Raw genomic sequence first — 18870 nt, 5'->3', positions numbered from 1 at the left:
GATGGCAGGCTTCTCCGGTCTCGGCATGCATATGGGCAATCTCGCACGGCTATCGCAGGCGGTGACGCGCTCGATCAGCCCGGAGAATTTCAACGGCGCCAAGGGCAAAGGCGGCATGGCGACGGAGGGCACCGGCGCCAGCTGCGCGCGCGGCCTCGGCGCCGACGGTTCGGGCCGCGGCTGGAAGGTTTCGCCCTCGATCCGCATGGAAGCCGGCGAAGTGAGGACCATCGCCGAGATCGAGGGATCCGGCGCGATTCAGCAGATCTGGATCACGCCGGCCAATGTGCGCTGGCGCGACCTGATCCTCCGCATCTATTGGGACGGACAGGAAAACCCCTCGGTGGAGGCGCCGCTCGGCGACTTCTTCTGCTCGGGCTGGAACCAGTATGCGCAGGTGTCGTCCCTCGCCGTCTGCGTCAATCCCGGCCGCGCTTTCAACTGCTATTGGGAAATGCCCTTCCGCCGCCATTGCCGGATCACGCTGGAGAACCGCGATCCCGAGGACTACGCCATCGTCTACTACCAGGTGAATTATACGCTCACTGAGGTGCCCGACGATGTCGCCTATTTCCACGCGCAGTTTCGCCGCACCAACCCGCTCCCCTTCATGGAGGACTACACCATCCTCGATGGCGTGAAAGGCCGCGGGCAATATGTCGGCACCTACATGGCCTGGGGCACCAACAATGCCGGTTGGTGGGGCGAGGGCGAAATCAAGTTCTTCATGGATGGCGATCGCGATTACCCGACCATCTGCGGCACCGGAACCGAAGACTATTTCTGCGGCGCGTATAATTTTGATGGCGGCGTCATCGACCCGACCATGGTCAGTGCCTATCGCGAATACACAACCGCCTATGCCGGCCTGCCGCAGGTATTGCGCCCCGACGGCGTCTACCGCTCGCAGCAACGCTTCGGCATGTATCGCTGGCATATCGCCGATCCGATCCGCTTCAACGAGGATCTGCGGATCACCATCCAGGCGATCGGCTGGCGCACCGAAAAGAAGGATCGTCGCTATCTGCCGCTGCAGGACGACATCGCCTCGGTCGCCTTCTGGTACCAGACGCTGCCGCATGCGCCCTTCCCGCCCCTGGCGCATCGCGATTTCCTCGAAGTGATCTGACAGGCGACGGGAGAGGCCAGACCCTGGCCTTCCTCGAAGGTCCGCCCAGTCATCTCCAGGGTCTCGATGCCGTTGCTTTAGGCATCGAGACCGACGCGCATCCTCAGGACAGCGATAACGTCCACGATTTCGGCTGATCGCTGCCTTTGCGGTCACTTTCGTGGCGCTTGAGCGCCGATATGCGACAATGACCCATTGTTCGAACATTTGGGCGCAGGCGCAACCGTTCGCATCAGTCTGGACAGACTGAGGCCGCGCGCCGGCTGCCCGCCCTGCCATGATCGGCAAAATACCAGCGACTCACAGTTGGCACGCGGTTTGCGTCAGACTTTGCGAGCTTAGCGGCTAGGGATCCGGCACGTCGTGGTGCGCAGGACCGAGAGCTGCAGTCGGGGCGGGAGAAATCCGCACCGATGCACGGCGGGATAAAAACCCGGGAGATCTCACAGGATGGGGAAGGCCACATGGCCGGACCCAGATGGGATCGAGGGTGACGCCATGCTGTCATTTTCATTATCGACGCCAGAAATCCGGAACGCGGCCTATGCGCCGTCTGGCCGGATATCGACCGCGGCCCAGCGGCTGGCGACGCTTGCCCTCTCCCACAACCGATCCGTTTGAAGGAGACACGCGCATGCCCCGATCGACCCTGGCCGAACCGGCACCGCCGAATGCCGAACCATCGGCGCTTCGTCCCAAACTGCGGCTCGACGGATTGACGCACGAGTTCCGCACCGGGGGCGCGCCACCCGTGAAGGCAATCGAGGGCATCACGCTCGACGTCGCGCCCGGCTCCTTTGTCAGCCTGATCGGCCAGTCCGGCTGCGGGAAGTCAACGCTCTTCAACATCATGGCCGGGCTGCTGCAGCCAAGCGCCGGCCGCGTCATTCTTGATGGCGAGGACATCACCGGCCGTGCCGGGCTCGTTTCCTACATGCTGCAGAAGGATCTGCTGCTTCCATGGCGGACGATCCTCGACAATGTGATCTTCGGCCTCGAAATCCAGGGCGTCGATCGCCGCGAGGCGCGCGCTGTCGCCGAGCCTCTGATGGATCGCTACGGCCTCGGACGCTTCAAGACGCATTATCCGGCCAGCCTCTCCGGCGGCATGCGCCAGCGCGCCGCGCTGCTGCGGACGCTCCTCTGCAACAACGACGTCATCCTCCTCGACGAGCCCTTCGCCGCGCTCGACGCGCAGACGCGTTTCCGCATGCAGGAATGGCTGTTGACCTTGTGGAAGGATTTCGGCCGCACCGTCCTTTTCGTCACGCATGACGTCGACGAGGCGATCTTCCTCTCGGACGAGATCTGCGTGCTTTCGCCAAGGCCCGGTCGCATTGCCGATCGCTTCGACGTGCCGCTCCCGCGTCCGCGCGGCCGCAACGTCGTCACCGCCCCTGAATTCATCCGCGCCAAGGAACGCTGTCTCGACCTGCTCTTTTCGGGTGGTCAGCCCGCCGACAGCGAAGCCGCGTGAGCATGGCCCATGACCGAAAGGCTCATCCGATGACCGACAACGTCTTGAGCGACCTTCCGCCAGCCGTAGCGACGACAAGTTCGCCGGCCGCCCATCTGAAGCGCCCGCTTCGCCGCAAGGGCGTCATCATCGCCCACGAGAAATCCTGGAAACGCAGTTCGATCTGGACCTTGCAGGTCGCGATCTTCATCGCGCTCATCGGCGGCTGGGAGCTTGCGACACGGCTCGGCCTCATCGATCCGTTCTTCTGGTCCTCGCCCTCCCGCATCTACCACGCCTTTATCATCGTGATTGGCGAAGGGACGCTGTTCCAGGATACCTGGTTCACCTTCAAGGCAACGATCATCGGCTTTCTGCTCGGCTCGGCGATCGGCGCCGTCATCGGCCTCAGCCTGTGGTGGTCGATCAATGCCGCCGCGGTGGTGCAGCCCTATATCGTCGTCTTCAACGCCGTGCCGAAGATCGCGCTCGGGCCCTTGATCATCCTGATCTTTGGTATCGGCATATCCTCGAAGATCGCGCTCGCCGTTGCCTTCACCGCGGTGATCACGGCGCTTGCTGCCTATGCCGGGGTGCGCGCCGTCGATGACGACCTCGTCAAGCTGACGCTCTCGCTCGGCGGAAGGCGGCGCGATGTCTTCCTGAAGATCGTGGTGCCCTCGGCCATGCCGTGGATCACGTCATCGCTGCATATCAATATTGGCCTTGCTCTCGCCGGCGCCATCGCAGGTGAATTCATCTCGTCCCAGTACGGCCTCGGCAAGATCATCATGTATGCCGGCTCCACCTACGATATGGCGCTGATCTGGGTCGGCATCATTATTCTGGCTCTTCTGGCGATCGTGCTCTACGGCGCCGTCAATTGGCTTGAGCACAAGTTCACGAGGGGACAAAACGTCAAGACGATCTAGCTCTATCTACCACTACACAGAAACAACCACTCCAGAGACAGGGAACAGCAACATGGTTCAGCTTAATCGCCGCCAGATCCTCGCAGGGGCCGCCGGCCTCGGCGCCGCCAGCATGATCGGGGGCAGCCTTTCCGCCCGTGCCGATCTGCGCAAATTCATCGTCACCGAGCCCGGCCATTCTGCCGACTCGCTGCCCTTCTATGTCGGCATCCGCAAGGGCTACTTCAAAGAAGCCGGCCTCGACGTCCAGATCGTCACCTCGGAAGGCGGCGGCAAGGCAATGGCGGCCGTGCAGTCTGGTAATGCCGACGCCTATATCGGCGGCCCCGAGCATATCGCCTTCGCCAATGTGAAGGGCGGCAAGCCGATCCGCGCCATCATCGCTCTCTCGAACCGCGCCAACTCCTTCGTCAGCGCCCGCACCGGCGTGACGATCGACCCGGCCAAGAGCTTCGCCGAGAATATCAAGGGCAAGAAGATCGCCGTCGGCACGCGCGGTTCGACCGACAATTCGATCCTGCTCTATCTCGCCAAGCGCGACGGCCTCGATCCGCGCGCCGATTTCGTCATGCTCGAGATCGCGACCGATGCCGGCCGCGTCGCGGCGATGAAGAATGGCGAGGCGGATCTCGCCATGGTCTACGAGCCGTTCATCGCGCAGGGCGTGAAGGCCGGCATCTGGCAGGAGCCCTTCGCATCGATGCCGAAGGAGCTCGGCCTCTTCGCCTGGACTACGGTCAACCTGCCCGAGGCCACGATCAAGGCCGATCCCGAACTCGCCAAGGCCGTCGTCGCAGCAACCAAGAAGTCGCTCGATCTTGTCTTCACCAACGAAGCCGAGATGCGCGCCATCGCCGCTGAGGAATTCCCGACGCTGCCGAAGGACGACCTCGACGCGATCCTGACCCGCGCCCGCAACAACGACATGTGGCAGCAGGACGGCTCGATGCCTGAAGAAGCATGGGAAAAGACCAAGAGCATCATCACCATCTCGGGCGTGCTCAAGGAAGACGTTCCCTACAAGGACGTCTTCGATCCGGAATTCCTCTGAGCCGAAATCCGTTGGATCAGGCGCCGCCTGACGACATGATGACCCGGGCCGGATTCGCGACGCGATCCTGGCCCGGGCTCAATTGAAATCCGCAGGGACAGAAACGACCATGGCCGCCACCAGACCGAGCCTCAAGCTCACCCACGCCGCCGCGCTGTCGGCCCTCCAGGCCGCCGTTGCCAAGGCAGAAGCGATCGGCTGGCAGGTCAACATCGTCATCGTCGACGAGAGCGGCGTCCTCCTCTCAGCCATCCGGATGGATGGGGCCAAGTTCCTTTCGCTCACCACCGCCACCAACAAGGCGAAGAGCGCCGCATCTCACCGCCGCCCGACCACCGAGATCGACGGCGAGCTGGCGATGAGCCTCGCCCTTGCCTCGGATGGGCAGCTCACCAATATGGCCGGCGGCCTGCCGATCGTCATCGACGGCATCTGCGTCGGTGGCATCGGCATCGGCTCGGCGCCTGATGACGAGGACATCGCCATCGCCCGCGCCGGGCTCGCAGCCATCGGCGCCGCCGAGCGCATGCCGGACTGACCGTTCACCAACAAACCAAGCAAGTCACAGGAGCCGCACCTTGCCGCGCAAGCTGATCCTCGACGTCGATACCGGCACGGACGATGCCGTCGCCATCATGTTGGCCGCGCTGCATCCGGAGCTCGACCTCCTCGCCGTCACGACAGTGAACGGCAATGTCGAGATCGGCTATTGCACCGACAACTCGTTGCGCACGCTCGATTTCATCGGCCGTGGCGACGTCCCGGTCTATGAAGGCTGCCCGAAGCCGATCCTCCGCGCGGACTTTCCGGTCCCGCGCGCGATCAAGAAGGACGGCGGCATGCATGTGAACACGCTGCCGGTGCCGGATCCAACCAGCCGCAAGGGCGACAAGAACGCCGTCGAATTCCTGATCGAGACCTTCCGCGCCGCCACCGAGGAGATTGTGCTCGTCCCGGTCGGCCCGCTCACCAATATCGCGGCGGCGATCACCGCCGATCCGAACTTTGCCCGGAACGTACCCGAGCTGGTGATCATGGGTGGCGCCCACTATACGGGCAATGTCACGCCATCAGCCGAATTCAACATCTGGGCCGATCCCGAAGCCGCGGCCATTGTCTTCGAGGCGCCATTCGCCCGCCGCGTGCTGGTGCCGCTCGACGCGACGTTCCAGGCGCTCGTCTCGGGCAGCGATTGCGGCGCGCTTGAAGCGCTCGGCACCAATGCCGGCATTGCGGCCTCCCGTTTCATCAGCCAGCGCATCAAGGGCTATGATTCCACCCAGCCGATGAAGACTTTGGGATCGGCGCCGGTGCATGACGCGGTCTGCGTCGCCTATCTCGTCGAGCCGGAGATCATCGAAACCCGTCACATCCACGTCGCCGTCGAGACGGCGGGGATCCACACGGTCGGCCGCACCGTCTTCGACGTCAACAAGCGTGGCGACGCACCGGCAAACACCCATGTCGCGTTCGGCGCCAACGGCCCGCGCTTCATCGCGCTGCTGAAGGAGATCTTTGGAGGCGCGGCGGCATGACCGGGCCCCAGACGGACGTCCGCAAGCTCTACATCCTTCTCGCCGGCTATGAGATCATCCGCAAATCGGGTTGCATTCGCGGCGAGCAGCCGAATGTTATCCTCGCGGTGCCGATCTGCTGCTATCTCATGGAGACGGCGCACGGCTATGTGATGTTCGATACTGGCCTGGATAGCGCCGGGCTGGCCGATCCGGTCAAAGCCGCCGCGCGCTATGTCAACGCCACCTTCCCGAGCCCGCCCGTCGTGTTGCCGGAGCATGAGGTGCTGACGCAGCTTGCCGGGCTCGGGGTCGACCCGGCCGATGTCATCGAGATCGTGCTCAGCCACGCCCATGGCGATCATACCGGCCATCTGCGCGCCTTCCCGAACGCCCGCGTGACGATCCAGAAGCTGGAACATGCTGCGGCGATGGCTGACACGCGCCGCATGAATTACGCGGAATACGCTGATCCGGCCATTCGCTGGAACATCGTCGACGGCGATATGACGCTGATGCCTGGCCTCGACCTCGTGCTGACGCGCGGCCATCAGCCCGGCCATCAATCTGCGGTCGTTCGGCTGCCGCAGGACGGTGTAAAGATTCTAGTCGGCGACGTCGCCGATCTCCTCGAGAATTTCGATCGCGAGGTGCTCGGCTCCAGCATGGACGATCCGGCTGCGCTCGGCAGCATTCGCCGCCTCAACGCCATCGCGCGCGAGACCGGCGGCGAACTGGTTCCGCTGCATGATCCAGGTTTCGTGCAGCGCGCGCGGCTCGCGCCGCTCTTCTATCACTGACGGCAGACGGACGAGGGCAGAGCCATGAAGACGGAACGCAACTTTGTGAAGACCGGCGCCTCGACGGCGATCGGCGCCGACGGCATGGTAGCGACCTCACATCCGGCCGCGACGCTGGCAGCGATCGAAATCTTGCGCAGAGGCGGCAATGCGGTCGATGCGGCGCTGGCCGCCGTCGCGGTCCAATGCGTCGTCGATCCGCTGATGACCGGCATTGGCGGCGATTGTTTCGCGCTCTATTCGGCGAAAGGCGGTCTGCCGATCGCCCTCAACGGATCCGGTCGGGCCGCGAAGGCCGCTGAACCCAGCTGGTTCAAGGCGCAAGGTATCACCGAGATCGGCGATCGCTCCGTCCATGCGGTCACTGTGCCGGGTGCCGTCGACGCATGGTGCCGTCTTTCCGAAGATTACGGCTCGATGCCACTCGCGACCGTTCTTGAGGCCGCCATCGCCGCCGCCGAAAAGGGCTACCGCGTAACGCCCCGCGTCGCGCATGACTGGGCCGCCAATGTCGGCCGCCTTGCCCATGACGAAGCCGCGATGCAACGCTTCCTGATCGATGGCCGCGCGCCCCGCGCCGGCGAGCGCATGGAGCATCCGGCCCTCGGCGCTTCGCTGCGGGCGATCGGTGAAAAGGGCCGCGCCGCCTTCTATGAAGGCGCGATCGCCGAGGAAATCGTGGACCTTCTCACGGCGCGCGGGGGTCTCCTGACGCGCGAGGATTTCGCCGCGCAGACCTCCAACTATCTCGCGCCGATCAGCGCTGCCTATCGCGGCTACCGGCTGCATGAATGCCCGCCGAACGGCCAGGGCATCACGGCACTGTTGATCCTTCGCATTCTCGAAGGGTTCGATCTATCCGAGGCAGCGGTCGACGAAGCGGGTCGTGTGCACCTCCTCGCCGAGGCGACAAAGGCCGCCTATCGGCTGCGCGACGCCACGATCGGCGATCCCGATGTGACGCCTGTCGATGTCGAGGCGCTGCTCTCGGAGGCGAGCATCGCGCCGATCCGTGCCGCGATCGACCCCCGCCGCGCCACCGCCTCCCAGCCGCCTACCGACGAGACACCCCACAAGGACACGGTCTATCTCACTGTCGTCGACCGCGACCGAAACGCGATTTCGCTGATCAACTCGATCTTCTGGGCCTTCGGCAGCGGGCACTATGCTCCGCGCTCCGGCGTCGTGCTGCAGAACAGGGGCGCCAGCTTCCGCCTGACCGAAGGCCATCCGAACGCGATCGGCCCCCGCAAGCGGCCGATGCACACCATCATTCCCGGCATGCTGACACGGGACGACCGCCTCGTGATGTCGTTCGGCGTGATGGGCGGCCAATATCAGGCGGCCGGCCACGCGCATTTCGTCTCGGAAGTGGTCGATCGCGGCAAGGCGCTGCAGGCCGCATCCGATGCGCCGCGCAGCTTCGCCTTCGATGGCGTCCTCAGCCTCGAAAGCACCTTCGATCCGGCTGTGGCGAAAGCCCTTGCCGGATATGGCCACGCGGTCGATGTCAGCGACACGCCGATTGGCGGCTGCCAGGCGATCGCGATCGATGACGAGAACGGCGCGCTGCTCGGCGCCACGGATCATCGCAAGGACGGCATCGCGCTCGGATACTGAAGCGGAGACGACCGATAGTCACCGATTTCGCGCTGCAGCATTGCAACACGAATGACTGTTGCAATGCATCATGCGCAGGCCTGCCATGCATTTTTTAGCGCTGCTCAATTTCGATCAGGGGGACTAAATTCTCAATCAAGAACGGTCGTGCGGAACAAGAGCCGGACGACACCACCCCGATCCAGAAGGACGCCGAGATGAACCTCGTCAACGGCTTCAAGAACTGGCGTAAGTATCGCGAGACCTACAGCGAGCTGTCGCGGCTGACCAAGCGCGAACTCGCAGATCTCGGTATCGATCGCGCCGATATCAATCAGGTCGCCCGTCGCGCGGTCGGCTACTAATTCAAGAGATTCGCCAGGACGAACCTCCTCCCTCGTCCTCGCGATCTGGCGGCCAGCGAACCTCCTCCCTCGCTTCGCCGCCCTTTATGAGAACGCCCGCCGATCTCCTCCCCGGCGGGCGTTTTTCATTTTCGGCGCTGAAATAACAGAGCGTCGTTCTCCGTCCTGCTCCGCCTCGGCGGTGTGGCCTTCTTCAGAGAAAATCATCGCGACGTGGCGTGAAGCTGTCGACGAGCCGGCCCGCCGCGAGCGCCTTGACGCCATGCGTGACGCCGGACGGCACGATGAAGGCGCCACCTGCAGCGATCTCCTTCGTGACATCACCGATCGTGACCTCAAACCGCCCCTCGGCGACGTAGCTGCTCTGCACATGCGGATGGGCATGCAGCGCGCCGATGCCACCGGCTTCGAAACTGAATTCGACCAGCATCAGTTCAGGCAGATCGACCAGCACGCGCCGGGTGCTCGTCCCGAGCGGGACCAGAGCACCCTCGCCCGGCGCCGCAAACAGCTTCACTTCCGTCATAGTTTCCTCCTCCTGCGATCCGAAGCGGCCGATGGCCTAAGGCCCGTCGATCGGCCCAAGCTCCGATAGTTGGACCATGCGACCCGTGGTAGCGCTCTCGAGCGCCGCAAGCCCGGTCATGACCGACATCGCGCCGGCGCGGCTATCGGCGCGCTGACCGAGCGGATCGGCCCCATCGCGGAAGATCATCGAGCGCATCAGATCATCGCCGCCGAAGTGGCCTCCGCCCGCATGCGGGACCTTGATCCGTTCGACGCCTCCGCCAAAGGAGCGGACCAGCAGGATCTCGTCATGCTCCGGCGTCTGCCAGGGCTGTTTCTCGAACTGACGCAGTTCGATGCGGCCACGCGTACCGTTGAAGGCGATGGCATGGCCTTCGATCGGCATAAAGGCATTCAGGGAATAAGAGACCGTGACCGCATTCTGATAGCGGATTGTCGCCGACATTGTATCAAAGATATCGATGTCCTCGCGATAGACGCAGCCATCGCGGACATACCCATCGATCTCTGATGGATCCTCATAGAGCTCATCGAGAAATTCGTCTGCGCTCATGTCGAAATAATAGTCGCACGCGTCGGCATGGCTGCAATCGCGACAGCGCGGCCCGCGAAACGGACCGTTGCGGCCGTATTGGCGCAGTTCGCCGAAGGCCGCGACCTCTTCCGGATCGGCGCCGATATACCAGTTCAGAAGATCGAAATGATGCGTCGCCTTGTGGACGAACAGGCTACCGGAGTTCTGGATATAGGCATGCCAGCGGCGGAAGTAGTCCGCGCCATGCTGGTTGTTCAGATACCAGTGAAAATCAACGGAGGTCAGCGTGCCGATCGCGCCCGAAGCGAGCAGCGACTTCAGCTTTGCCGCCGTTGGCGCATAACGATAATTGAACGACACGTCGATCCGCTTGCCGGTGCGTCGCTCTGCGTCGCGGATGCGGCGGATCTTGTCCATGCTGGTCGTCATCGGTTTCTCCGTGATGACGTCGGCACCGGCCTCGAGGGCCGCCACGATGATGTCGTCATGGTTGGAATCGCGCGTGCAGACGATCGCAAGCTCAGGCCGCGCCGCAGCGAGCGTTTCCTCGATCGAGGTATAGATCGGCGCGTTCGACTTGATCATGCTCCGCGCCCGCTCTGCTCGAAGCGGATTGGTGTCGCAGATCGCCACGAGGTCGACCTCCTGGCGCCAGCCGGCGAGCAGGTCACGGCCCCACATCGTCGTGCCGCGATTGCCCGTGCCGATCAGCGCATAGCGCCGGCGTTCCTGCCCGTTCATGGTCATTCCTGGTTCTGTAGATTGGCATGGCGCTCGACACAGGTCGCCAGCACCGTATCGCCCGGCTGACGCCACCAGTTGTCGCGCGAGAAAATCTCGACTTCCTCGGGGCCATGATAGCCGGCCGCCTCGATCATCCGCCTGATGTCGGCGAGATCAATCACGCCATCGCCCATCATGCCACGGTCGAGCAGCATGTCCCGCGTCGGCACCAGCCAGTCGCAGATGTGATGCGCAAGGATACAGTTCATGCGTCCGGCGCGGGCGATCGCCGCCGGCAGCTTCGGATCCCACCAGACATGATAAACGTCGATCGCGACGCCGACCCCTTCTCCGAAGAGGTCACACAGATCGAGCGCCTGGTCGAGCGTGTTCACGCAGGCGCGGTCGGCAGCATACATCGGATGCAGCGGCTCGATCGCCAGCGGCATGCCGACGCTGCGCGCATGAGGCAGCATCGCGGCGAGACCGTCCTCGACCATGGCCCGCGCCGCCGAAAGATCGCGGCTGGAGCCCGGCAAGCCGCCGACAACCAGGACGAGGCACGCGGCGCCAAGCGCCGCGGCCTCGTCGACGGCGCGCTTGTTGTCATCGATCGCCGCCTGACGGCCCGTCGCCGTTTTAGCTGGAAACATGCCGCCGCGGCAAAGGCCGGTGACACGCAGGCCCTCCGACTGGACGAGCCGCGCCGCCTCGGCAAGCCCGATGGCCTCGATCTGGTCTCGCCAAGGTGCAATGGCCGAGATTCCGCGCTGCAGGCAGCCGTCCGCAGCCTCGGCAAAGCCCCAACTGCCACGCGTCGTCGCCAGATTGATTGCCAGTTCGCCTGCCATCAAATGCCTATTGCCAGCGGCCGCTCTGTTCAAATCTCGAGCGAGGGAACGTCGAGCCAGCGCCGCTCGCGCCATGATTTCAGCCCCAACGTGGCAAGCTGGACGCCTTTGGCCCCCTCCTCCAGCCCATAGGGCCAGGGTCCGTCCTCGGCGACATGGCGGAGAAACATCGCCCACTGCGCCTTGAAGCCGTTTTCCACCTTCGTGTTATCGGGCACTTCGTCCCAGCCGGCCTGGAAGTCGAGCGTCTGCGGCTCGTCGGGATTCCACACCGGCTTCGGCGTGTTGACGCGGTGCTGCGTGAAACAGCGATGAAGCCCCGCGACGGCGGAACCGTGCGTGCCATCGACCTGGAAGGTGACGAGGTCGTCGCGCTTGACCCGCACCGCCCATGAGGAATTGATCTGCGCGATCACGCCGCCTTCGAGTTCGAAGGTCGCATAGGCAGCGTCGTCGGCATCGGCGGCATAGGGCTCACCCCGCTCGTCGAAGCGCTGCGGAATATGCGTCGCGCCGAGGCAGGACACGGATTTGACGGCACCGAACAGATTATCGAGCACATACCGCCAGTGGCAGAGCATATCGAGGATGATGCCGCCGCCATCGGCCCGGCGGTAGTTCCAGGAGGGACGCTGCGCAACCTGCCAGTCGCCCTCGAAGACCCAATATCCGAACTCGCCCCGCACCGAGAGGATGCGGCCGAAAAAGCCTGAATCCCGGAGCATCGCGAGCTTCAGCAGGCCCGGTAGGAAAAGCTTGTCCTGAACGACACCGTGCTTGATCCCGGCCGACCGGGCTTTTCGAGCGAGCGCGACGGCGATGTGCAAGTCTTCGGCGACCGGCTTCTCGCAATAGACATGCTTGCCGGCATCGATCGCCCGGCCGAGCAGGCCAGCGCGCATCCGCGTCGTCCCGGCATCGAAGAAGATCGCAGCGGAAGGGTCGGCAAGCACGGCATTGATGTCCGTCGACCAGCGGTCGATCGCATGCTTCTCGGCAAGCCGCCTCAGTTTGTCGCCGTCGCGCCCGACCAGGATCGGCTCTGGCACGAGACGGTCGCCGTTCCCGAGTACAATCCCGCCTTGATCGCGCAGGGCGAGGATCGAACGGACGAGGTGCTGATTGTAGCCCATGCGTCCAGTTGCGCCATGCATGATGACGCCGATTCGCCTGTCAGCCACCAGACAGCCTCCTTGTAACTGTTTGGTTACACAGGTAGACATGGCTAGAATCACGAGTCAAGCCGCCGTCTGCCGCTTTGAAAAAATGCGCGGCAGGCCGCCGAAAATGAGCAAATGCGATGGATAACGACGGAGAGATCGTCCCCGCCGAACCGACGGCCGTACGAAGCGCCGGGGTTGGCTCAATCCGGCCGCGCGATGCGGAACGCACCAAGGCGGCCATCCTGAAAGCGGCGCGGGATGAGTTCTGCGAGCAGGGTTTCAACGGGGCGCGGGTCGATGCGATCGCCGAGCGTGCCAAGGCCAACAAGCGGATGCTGTACCACTACTATGGCAACAAGGAAGCGCTCTACAGCGCTGTCCTGCTCGACGCCTATCAGGAAATCCGGCGTGGCGAACAGGAATTGTCGCTGAGCGAATTCGCTCCTGTCGACGCGATGGACCGGCTGGTGCGGTTCACTTTTCGCCATTTCCTGGCCAATCCGTGGTTTCCGCGGCTGTTGGCGGTCGAGAATCTGCAGAACGCTCGCTTCCTGAAGCAGATCAAGGACATCCCGGCGCTGCATTCCCCGCTCGTCGCCGAGATCAGGGCTATCGTCCAGCGCGGCATCGCGAGCGGCGTCTTCCGCAAGGATGTCGACCCGATGCAGCTCTATATTTCGGTTGCGAGCCTTGGCTATTTTTATGTCTCCAACATGAAGACTTTGTCGGTCATTTTCGAACGCGACTTAGGCCAGTTCGCCCTGATCCAGGAACGCGAAGCCCATGCCGTGCGCATGGTGCTCGACTATCTCTGCACGCGCTGACCAAGCCGCAGGCCGGCTTGACACCATCCGGCGATTGACCCAAGATTGTAACCAATTGGTTATTTAGCGCCGCCAAGAGCGCAGCGACCTCAGCCTTCGTCGCAACCAGAACGGGAGGACTGCACTATGACGACGCTTCACCGGCGCCAGTTCCTGCTTGGGAGCGCCGCGGCGCTCGCTGCCGGCGCAATCAGCCCGGCCTTCGCCGCCGACACCAAGCTTCGCCTGCTCTTCTGGGGCGGCAAGGCGCGCGCCGACCGGACCTTCGCCGCGACGGACCTGTTCTCGAAGGCCAATCCGGGCGTGACCATTGATGGCGAGTTCATGGCCTTCCAGGATTACTGGGCCAAGCTCGGCACGCAGACCGCCGGCGGCAACGCGCCCGACATCATCCAGATGGACTATCGCTACATCGTCGAATACGCGATCCGGAACGGTATCGCCCCGCTCGACGAATTCGTCGGCGGCGCGCTGCAACTGGATGATTTCGATAAGGACCAGCTCGACGGCGGCAAGGTCGACGGCAAGCTCTACGGCATCAGCCTCGGCGCCAATTCCGTCGCGCTGATGGTGAATGAGGCCGCCTTCAAGGAAGCCGGCATCGAGTCGCCCGGCCGTGATCTGAGCTATGAGGACCTCCCGGCGCTCGCGGCGAAGTTCAACGCGGCCAACAAGCGCTCCGGCATGAAGCTGTTCCAGGACGGCAGCGGCGTCGAGCCGGCGCTCGAAAACTGGCTGCGCCAGCGCGGCAAGGCGCTCTACACCGCGGATGGCAAGGCCGCCTTCGACGGCCAGGATATGACGGACTGGTTCAAGCTCTGGGCCGATCTCCGGGCCGCGGACGTCATCGTCTCGGCCGAGGACCAGGCGCTCGACGCGACCGACGCGATCGAGAACACGATGATCACGCTCGGCAAGGCGACGACCACCTTCGCCAATTCGAACCAGTTGATCGCCTTCCAGGCCGTCAACAAGGATCCGCTGACCATGACCAATTTCCCGCGCATCAAGCCGGGCAGTGGCGGCGGTCACTATCGCAAGCCCTCGATGTTCTTCTCGATCGGCGGCACCTCCGCCAACAAGGAACTGAGCGCCAAGTTCATCAACTTCTTCATCTCGGACCCGGAAGCGGCCAAGGCGCTGGGCGTCGAGCGCGGCATCCCGTGCAAAGCCTCGACGCGCGAGGTGGTGGCGCCGACGCTGGATGCGCAGAGCAAGATCGCGCTCGAATTCGTCTCCAATCTCGGTGACCTGCTCGGGGCCCTGCCGCCGGCGCCGCCTGCCAATGCCGGCGAAGTCTCGACGCAGCTTCGCACCACCAGCCAGGAAGTGGCCTTCGGCCAGACGTCGCCCGAGGACGCCGGCCCGGCCTTTTTCGATCAGGCCAGCGCCACATTGGCTCGCGCCAAGAAGGGCTGAGGCCTTGGCCTCGGCGCCGTCCCCGGAGGCCGCGCGCGGCGGTTCGCCCGCCATCGCCGCAGCCTCTCCCTCCCGCTTCGCCGCAGCGCGCAGCAAGCATGGCCCCGGCTATCTCTTCCTTCTGCCCTGGTTCATCGGCTTCTTCGGCCTGACCCTCGGGCCCATCCTGATCTCGCTCTATCTGAGCTTCACGGATTTCGATCTGCTGACCGCGCCGCACTGGAACGGCGGCGCGAATTTCGTGCGCATCTTCACTGCCGACGCCAAGTTCATCCAATCGATGCGGGTGACGCTGACCTTCGTCATCGTCTCTGTGCCGCTGAAACTCGCCTTCGCGCTCGTCGTCGCGCTGCTGCTCAATCGCGGCATGCGCGGGCTGCCGATCTATCGCGCCATCTTCTATTTGCCGTCGCTGCTCGGTGCCTCGGTCGCTATCGCCGTGCTCTGGCGCCAGCTCTTTGCCGGCAATGGTCTCGTCAACCAGTTCCTGCTGAATTTCGGCATTGTCGGCCCGAGCTGGATTTCCAACCCGCGCTATTCGCTCTGGACGCTGATCGCCCTCGCCGTCTGGCAGTTCGGCTCGCCGATGATCATCTTTCTCGCCGGCCTCAGGCAGATTCCGCTCGACATGTATGAGGCGGCCAGCCTCGACGGCGCCGGCAAATGGCGCATGTTCCGCAAGATCACGCTGCCGCTCCTGACGCCGGTGATCTTCTTCAATGCGATCATCCAGACCATCGAGGGTTTCAAGAGCTTCACGCCGGCCTTCATCATCTCGGGCGGCACCGGCAATCCGATCAACTCGACACTGTTCTATACGCTCTATCTCTATCAGGAAGCGTTCGGCTTCTTTCGCATGGGCTATGCTTCGGCGCTTGCCTGGATCCTGCTCGTCATCGTCGCGGTGTTCACCAGTTTCTCGTTCCTGACGTCGAAATACTGGGTGCATTATGACAACTGACACCCAGCGCCTGACCGTCGTGACGGGCGAGGCCGGCGAGACGAGCCGGCTGCGCAAGGGCGCGCTATCGCTTCTGGCGCATGGGCTGCTGATCCTCGCCTCGATCCTGATGCTGTACCCGCTTCTATGGATGCTCTCGGCTTCGTTCCGGCCAGAGAACGAGATCTTTACGGCGACGAGCCTCTGGCCTAGCTCCTGGAGCCTTGCATCCTATTTTCGCGGCTGGACCGGCCTTCGCATCGGCTTCGACACCTTCTTCCTGAATTCGCTGATCATTGCCGTCCTGGCGATCATCGGCAATCTCGCCACCTGCTCGCTCGCCGCCTTCGCCTTTGCGCGGCTCGAATTCCGAGGCCGGCGGTTCTGGTTCGCGATGATGCTCGGCACGCTGATGCTGCCCTATCAGGTGACGCTGATCCCGCAATATGTGCTGTTTCACCAGCTCGGCTGGGTGAACACCTTCCTGCCACTGGTCGTGCCGAAATTCCTCGCCGCCGACAGCTTCTTCATTTTCCTGATGGTGCAGTTCTTTCGCAACCTGCCGAAGGAACTGGATGAGGCCGCGATGATGGACGGCTGCAGCCCCTGGCGCATCTACTGGAAGATCCTGTTGCCGCTGTCGATGCCCGTGCTCGCCACGGCGGCGATCTTCACCTTCATCTGGACCTGGGACGATTTCTTCGGCCCGCTGATCTATCTCTCCGACATCCGCACCTACACCGTCCAGCTGGCACTTCGAACCTTCGTCGACTCGAGCGCCGAAAGCGATTGGGGTGGGCTGTTCGCGATGTCGACGCTGACGCTGGTTCCGGTCTTCCTGTTCTTCCTCATCTTCCAGCGCCTTCTGATCGAAGGCATCGCAACCACCGGCATGAAGCGTTAGCCGCCAAGGCCCCTCCCCCAACGCCGCCAGCAAGAGACTTTTCCGCGATGAGCATTCGATTTTCCGTCATCGGCCTCAACCACAGCCACATCTACGGCCAGGTCGACCTCCTGCTGCGCGCCGGAGCCGAATTCGTCGCCTTCCATGCGCCGGAGGACGCTCTCGCGACCCCCTTCGCCGAGCGCTATGGCGGCGCGCGACGGGCCGCCAGCGCCGCGGAGATCTATGAGGACGATAGCATCGCCCTCATCGTCACCGCCGCGATCCTCGACGAGCGCGCCGGCATCGCGATCAAGGCAATGCGGCATGGCAAGGATGTCATGAGCGACAAGCCGGGCGTGATCAGCCTCGACCAGCTTGCCGCCGTCAGGGCTGCGCAGCGCGAAACCGGCCGCATCTTCTCGATCTGCTATTCCGAGCATTTCGAAACCCGCTCCACCGTCAAGGCCGGCGAACTGGTCGCGGCCGGCGCGATCGGCGAGGTCATCAACACCGTCGGCCTCGGCCCGCACGCCATCCGCAACAACCAGCGCCCGGAATGGTTCTTCGAGCGCCAGCGCTATGGCGGCATTCTCTGCGACATCGGCTCGCATCAGTGCGAGCAGTTCCTGTTCTTCTCAGGCACGCTCGACGCCGAAGTGGTGTCGGCCAGCGTCGCCAACCGCGCCAATTCCGGCCGGCCAGGCCTGCAGGATTTCGGCGACATGCACCTCAAGACCGCGCGGACCACCGGCTATGTCCGCGTGGACTGGTTCACCCCCTCCGGCCTGCCGACCTGGGGCGACGGACGGCTGACGATCCTCGGCACCGAGGGCTATATCGAGCTTCGCAAATATATCGATATCGCCGGGCGGCCGGGCACCGACCATCTTTTCCTCGTCAACGGCAAGGGCGTTCAGGCGATCGATTGCAGCGGCGTCGAACTCCCTTACGGCCCTCAGCTTCTCGCTGACATCCGCGACCGGACCGAGACGGCGATGGGCCAGGAACACTGCTTCAAGGCAATGGAACTCGCCCTTGAAGCCCAGGCAATCGCCGAGCGCGGCACGGAGTGGCAGCAATGAGCGAGATCAAGACGGTTGCCGTCGTCGGCGGCGGCATCGGCCGCTCTCATATCGTCGAGGGCTATCTTACGAATAAGGACAAGTTCAAGCTGCTCGCGATCTGCGATCTCGATCCCGGCCGCATGAACGGCCTCGCCGATGAGTTCGGCATCGAGCGGCGAACGGCCGATTTCGATGATCTGCTTGCCATGGACGATCTCGACATCATCGATATCTGCACGCCGCCGATGGTGCATTATCCCATGGTCATGGCAGCGCTCGCCGCCGGCAAGCATGTCGTCTGCGAGAAGCCGCTGGTCGGCTCGCTGGCCGAGGTGGACGCCGTCATCGCTGCAGAGAAGCAAGCGCGTGGCCGGCTGATGCCGGTGTTCCAGTACCGCTTCGGCGATGGCGTGCAGCAGGCCAAGGCGATCATCGATGCCGGCATCGCCGGCAAGCCGTATGTCGCGACGGTCGAGACGTTGTGGCGGCGCGAGGCCGACTATTATGCCGTGCCCTGGCGCGGCAAATGGCGAACCGAACTCGGCGGCGTGCTGATGACGCACGCCATCCATCAGCATGACATGCTGACCTATCTGATGGGACCGATGAAGAGCCTGTTCGGCCGCGTCGCGACCCGCGTCAATCCGATCGAGGTCGAGGACTGCGTCTCGGCGAGTGTCGCGCTCGAAAGCGGGGCGCTCGCCTCGCTGACGGCGACGCTCGGCGCAGCCGACGAGATTTCGCGCCTCCGCCTCATGTTCGAGAACGTCACCTTCGAAAGCGATCACGAGGCCTATTCGCCCGGCAACAAGCCCTGGACCATTCTGCCGCGCAACGACAAGGCGAAGGCTGCGATCGATGCTCTACTGAAGGACTGGCGGCATGTGCCGCAGCGCTTCGAGACCCAGATGGCGCTGTTCCATGCCGCGCTCGTCTCAGGCGGACCGCTGCCGGTGACAACAGCCGATTCGCGCCGCGCGCTGGAGATCGTGACAGCGTTCTATCACTCGTCCGAGACGCAAACCGAAGTCACATGGCCGATCGGTCCGGATCATCCGAAATATGAGAGCTGGCTGCCAGCGGGCGCATAG

Annotated in this window: 19 protein-coding genes and 1 riboswitch; of the genes, 15 read left to right on the top strand and 4 right to left on the bottom strand. The window is 63.7% G+C overall.

What is annotated here, in order from left to right; all coding sequences use genetic code 11:
• Position 1: 1 nt before the first annotated feature.
• The 9 genes from LB518_RS21235 to LB518_RS21195 all read left to right on the top strand — a co-directional run bounded on the left by LB518_RS21235 (position 2) and on the right by LB518_RS21195 (position 8846).
• Positions 2–1129, top strand: a complete 1128-nt coding sequence (locus LB518_RS21235; RefSeq protein WP_224579818.1) for a glycoside hydrolase family 172 protein — start codon at positions 2–4, stop codon at positions 1127–1129.
• Positions 1130–1463: 334 nt separating this feature from the next.
• Positions 1464–1571, top strand: a riboswitch (guanidine-I (ykkC/yxkD leader).
• A 192-nt stretch (positions 1572–1763) separates the two neighbouring features.
• Complete coding sequence (locus LB518_RS21230) at positions 1764–2606, top strand: ABC transporter ATP-binding protein (protein ID WP_224579817.1); 843 nt, start codon at positions 1764–1766, stop codon at positions 2604–2606.
• A 29-nt stretch (positions 2607–2635) separates the two neighbouring features.
• The gene (locus LB518_RS21225) at positions 2636–3517 is read left to right on the top strand and encodes an ABC transporter permease (RefSeq protein WP_224579816.1); all 882 of its coding nucleotides are present in this window, start codon (positions 2636–2638) and stop codon (positions 3515–3517) included.
• 52 nt (positions 3518–3569) lie between these two features.
• Positions 3570–4568 (top strand): ABC transporter substrate-binding protein, encoded by a 999-nt coding sequence (locus tag LB518_RS21220; protein ID WP_224579815.1) that lies wholly within the window; start codon positions 3570–3572, stop codon positions 4566–4568.
• A 109-nt stretch (positions 4569–4677) separates the two neighbouring features.
• Complete coding sequence (locus LB518_RS21215) at positions 4678–5106, top strand: GlcG/HbpS family heme-binding protein (RefSeq protein WP_224579814.1); 429 nt, start codon at positions 4678–4680, stop codon at positions 5104–5106.
• Positions 5107–5146: 40 nt separating this feature from the next.
• Complete coding sequence (locus LB518_RS21210; RefSeq protein ID WP_224579813.1) at positions 5147–6103, top strand: nucleoside hydrolase; 957 nt, start codon at positions 5147–5149, stop codon at positions 6101–6103.
• On the top strand, positions 6100–6882 hold the full coding sequence (locus LB518_RS21205) for an N-acyl homoserine lactonase family protein (protein WP_224579812.1): 783 nt from the start codon (positions 6100–6102) through the stop codon (positions 6880–6882). The genes LB518_RS21210 and LB518_RS21205 overlap by 4 nt, the downstream gene beginning before the upstream one ends.
• A gap of 24 nt (positions 6883–6906) precedes the next feature.
• Positions 6907–8502, top strand: a complete 1596-nt coding sequence (gene ggt / locus LB518_RS21200; protein ID WP_224579811.1) for a gamma-glutamyltransferase — start codon at positions 6907–6909, stop codon at positions 8500–8502.
• A 197-nt stretch (positions 8503–8699) separates the two neighbouring features.
• Positions 8700–8846 carry a DUF1127 domain-containing protein gene (locus LB518_RS21195; RefSeq protein ID WP_224579810.1) on the top strand — a complete coding sequence of 49 codons (147 nt, stop codon included), beginning with the start codon at positions 8700–8702 and terminating at the stop codon, positions 8844–8846.
• 193 nt (positions 8847–9039) lie between these two features.
• Here LB518_RS21195 and LB518_RS21190 read toward each other — a convergent pair whose 3' ends face one another.
• Genes LB518_RS21190 through LB518_RS21175 form a run of 4 tightly spaced genes read right to left on the bottom strand, consistent with a single transcriptional unit; the run spans position 9040 to position 12706 of the window.
• Positions 9040–9372, bottom strand: coding sequence for a cupin domain-containing protein (locus LB518_RS21190; protein ID WP_224579809.1), 333 nt, complete (start codon positions 9370–9372; stop codon positions 9040–9042).
• Between the two features lie 36 nt (positions 9373–9408).
• Positions 9409–10650 (bottom strand): Gfo/Idh/MocA family oxidoreductase, encoded by a 1242-nt coding sequence (locus LB518_RS21185; protein ID WP_224579808.1) that lies wholly within the window; start codon positions 10648–10650, stop codon positions 9409–9411.
• A gap of 2 nt (positions 10651–10652) precedes the next feature.
• Positions 10653–11483 carry a sugar phosphate isomerase/epimerase family protein gene (locus LB518_RS21180; protein ID WP_224579807.1) on the bottom strand — a complete coding sequence of 277 codons (831 nt, stop codon included), beginning with the start codon at positions 11481–11483 and terminating at the stop codon, positions 10653–10655.
• Positions 11484–11512: 29 nt separating this feature from the next.
• Entirely contained in the window at positions 11513–12706 is a 1194-nt protein-coding gene (locus LB518_RS21175; RefSeq protein ID WP_224579806.1) for a Gfo/Idh/MocA family protein, read from the bottom strand.
• Positions 12707–12783: 77 nt separating this feature from the next.
• On the opposite strand from LB518_RS21175, the gene LB518_RS21170 reads away from it, so the two are divergent.
• The 6 genes from LB518_RS21170 (at position 12784) to LB518_RS21145 (ending at position 18870) form a co-directional block, all read left to right on the top strand.
• Positions 12784–13470, top strand: a complete 687-nt coding sequence (locus LB518_RS21170; RefSeq protein WP_224579805.1) for a TetR/AcrR family transcriptional regulator — start codon at positions 12784–12786, stop codon at positions 13468–13470.
• A gap of 126 nt (positions 13471–13596) precedes the next feature.
• Positions 13597–14889, top strand: coding sequence for an ABC transporter substrate-binding protein (locus tag LB518_RS21165; RefSeq protein WP_224579804.1), 1293 nt, complete (start codon positions 13597–13599; stop codon positions 14887–14889).
• Between the two features lie 52 nt (positions 14890–14941).
• Positions 14942–15850 carry a carbohydrate ABC transporter permease gene (locus LB518_RS21160; RefSeq protein ID WP_224579865.1) on the top strand — a complete coding sequence of 303 codons (909 nt, stop codon included), beginning with the start codon at positions 14942–14944 and terminating at the stop codon, positions 15848–15850.
• Positions 15851–15959: 109 nt separating this feature from the next.
• Positions 15960–16733 (top strand): carbohydrate ABC transporter permease, encoded by a 774-nt coding sequence (locus LB518_RS21155; RefSeq protein WP_224579864.1) that lies wholly within the window; start codon positions 15960–15962, stop codon positions 16731–16733.
• A 47-nt stretch (positions 16734–16780) separates the two neighbouring features.
• A complete protein-coding gene (locus LB518_RS21150) occupies positions 16781–17797 on the top strand; it encodes a Gfo/Idh/MocA family protein (RefSeq protein ID WP_224579803.1) in 1017 nt (338 codons plus the stop codon).
• Positions 17794–18870, top strand: a complete 1077-nt coding sequence (locus LB518_RS21145) for a Gfo/Idh/MocA family protein (protein ID WP_224579802.1) — start codon at positions 17794–17796, stop codon at positions 18868–18870. The genes LB518_RS21150 and LB518_RS21145 overlap by 4 nt, the downstream gene beginning before the upstream one ends.

This window comes from Mesorhizobium sp. BR1-1-16, assembly GCF_020165495.1.
GTDB lineage: Bacteria > Pseudomonadota > Alphaproteobacteria > Rhizobiales > Kaistiaceae > Kaistia.
The sequence above is the reverse complement of the archived record's forward strand: the minus strand, read 5'-3'. Positions and strand labels throughout refer to the sequence as shown.

What these genes read in the sequence shown, in the direction of transcription:
- LB518_RS21230 (WP_224579817.1), top strand. Translation starts at nt 1,764, where the DNA reads ATGCCCCGATCGACCCTGGCCGAACCGGCACCGCCGAATGCCGAACCA.
- LB518_RS21190 (WP_224579809.1), bottom strand. Translation starts at nt 9,372, where the DNA reads ATGACGGAAGTGAAGCTGTTTGCGGCGCCGGGCGAGGGTGCTCTGGTC.
- LB518_RS21170 (WP_224579805.1), top strand. Translation starts at nt 12,784, where the DNA reads ATGGATAACGACGGAGAGATCGTCCCCGCCGAACCGACGGCCGTACGA.
- LB518_RS21155 (WP_224579864.1), top strand. Translation starts at nt 15,960, where the DNA reads ATGCTGTACCCGCTTCTATGGATGCTCTCGGCTTCGTTCCGGCCAGAG.
- LB518_RS21165 (WP_224579804.1), top strand. Translation starts at nt 13,597, where the DNA reads ATGACGACGCTTCACCGGCGCCAGTTCCTGCTTGGGAGCGCCGCGGCG.
- LB518_RS21195 (WP_224579810.1), top strand. Translation starts at nt 8,700, where the DNA reads ATGAACCTCGTCAACGGCTTCAAGAACTGGCGTAAGTATCGCGAGACC.
- LB518_RS21150 (WP_224579803.1), top strand. Translation starts at nt 16,781, where the DNA reads ATGAGCATTCGATTTTCCGTCATCGGCCTCAACCACAGCCACATCTAC.
- LB518_RS21220 (WP_224579815.1), top strand. Translation starts at nt 3,570, where the DNA reads ATGGTTCAGCTTAATCGCCGCCAGATCCTCGCAGGGGCCGCCGGCCTC.
- LB518_RS21175 (WP_224579806.1), bottom strand. Translation starts at nt 12,706, where the DNA reads ATGTCTACCTGTGTAACCAAACAGTTACAAGGAGGCTGTCTGGTGGCT.
- LB518_RS21145 (WP_224579802.1), top strand. Translation starts at nt 17,794, where the DNA reads ATGAGCGAGATCAAGACGGTTGCCGTCGTCGGCGGCGGCATCGGCCGC.
- LB518_RS21225 (WP_224579816.1), top strand. Translation starts at nt 2,636, where the DNA reads ATGACCGACAACGTCTTGAGCGACCTTCCGCCAGCCGTAGCGACGACA.
- ggt (WP_224579811.1), top strand. Translation starts at nt 6,907, where the DNA reads ATGAAGACGGAACGCAACTTTGTGAAGACCGGCGCCTCGACGGCGATC.
- LB518_RS21215 (WP_224579814.1), top strand. Translation starts at nt 4,678, where the DNA reads ATGGCCGCCACCAGACCGAGCCTCAAGCTCACCCACGCCGCCGCGCTG.
- LB518_RS21235 (WP_224579818.1), top strand. Translation starts at nt 2, where the DNA reads ATGGCAGGCTTCTCCGGTCTCGGCATGCATATGGGCAATCTCGCACGG.
- LB518_RS21205 (WP_224579812.1), top strand. Translation starts at nt 6,100, where the DNA reads ATGACCGGGCCCCAGACGGACGTCCGCAAGCTCTACATCCTTCTCGCC.
- LB518_RS21185 (WP_224579808.1), bottom strand. Translation starts at nt 10,650, where the DNA reads ATGAACGGGCAGGAACGCCGGCGCTATGCGCTGATCGGCACGGGCAAT.
- LB518_RS21180 (WP_224579807.1), bottom strand. Translation starts at nt 11,483, where the DNA reads ATGGCAGGCGAACTGGCAATCAATCTGGCGACGACGCGTGGCAGTTGG.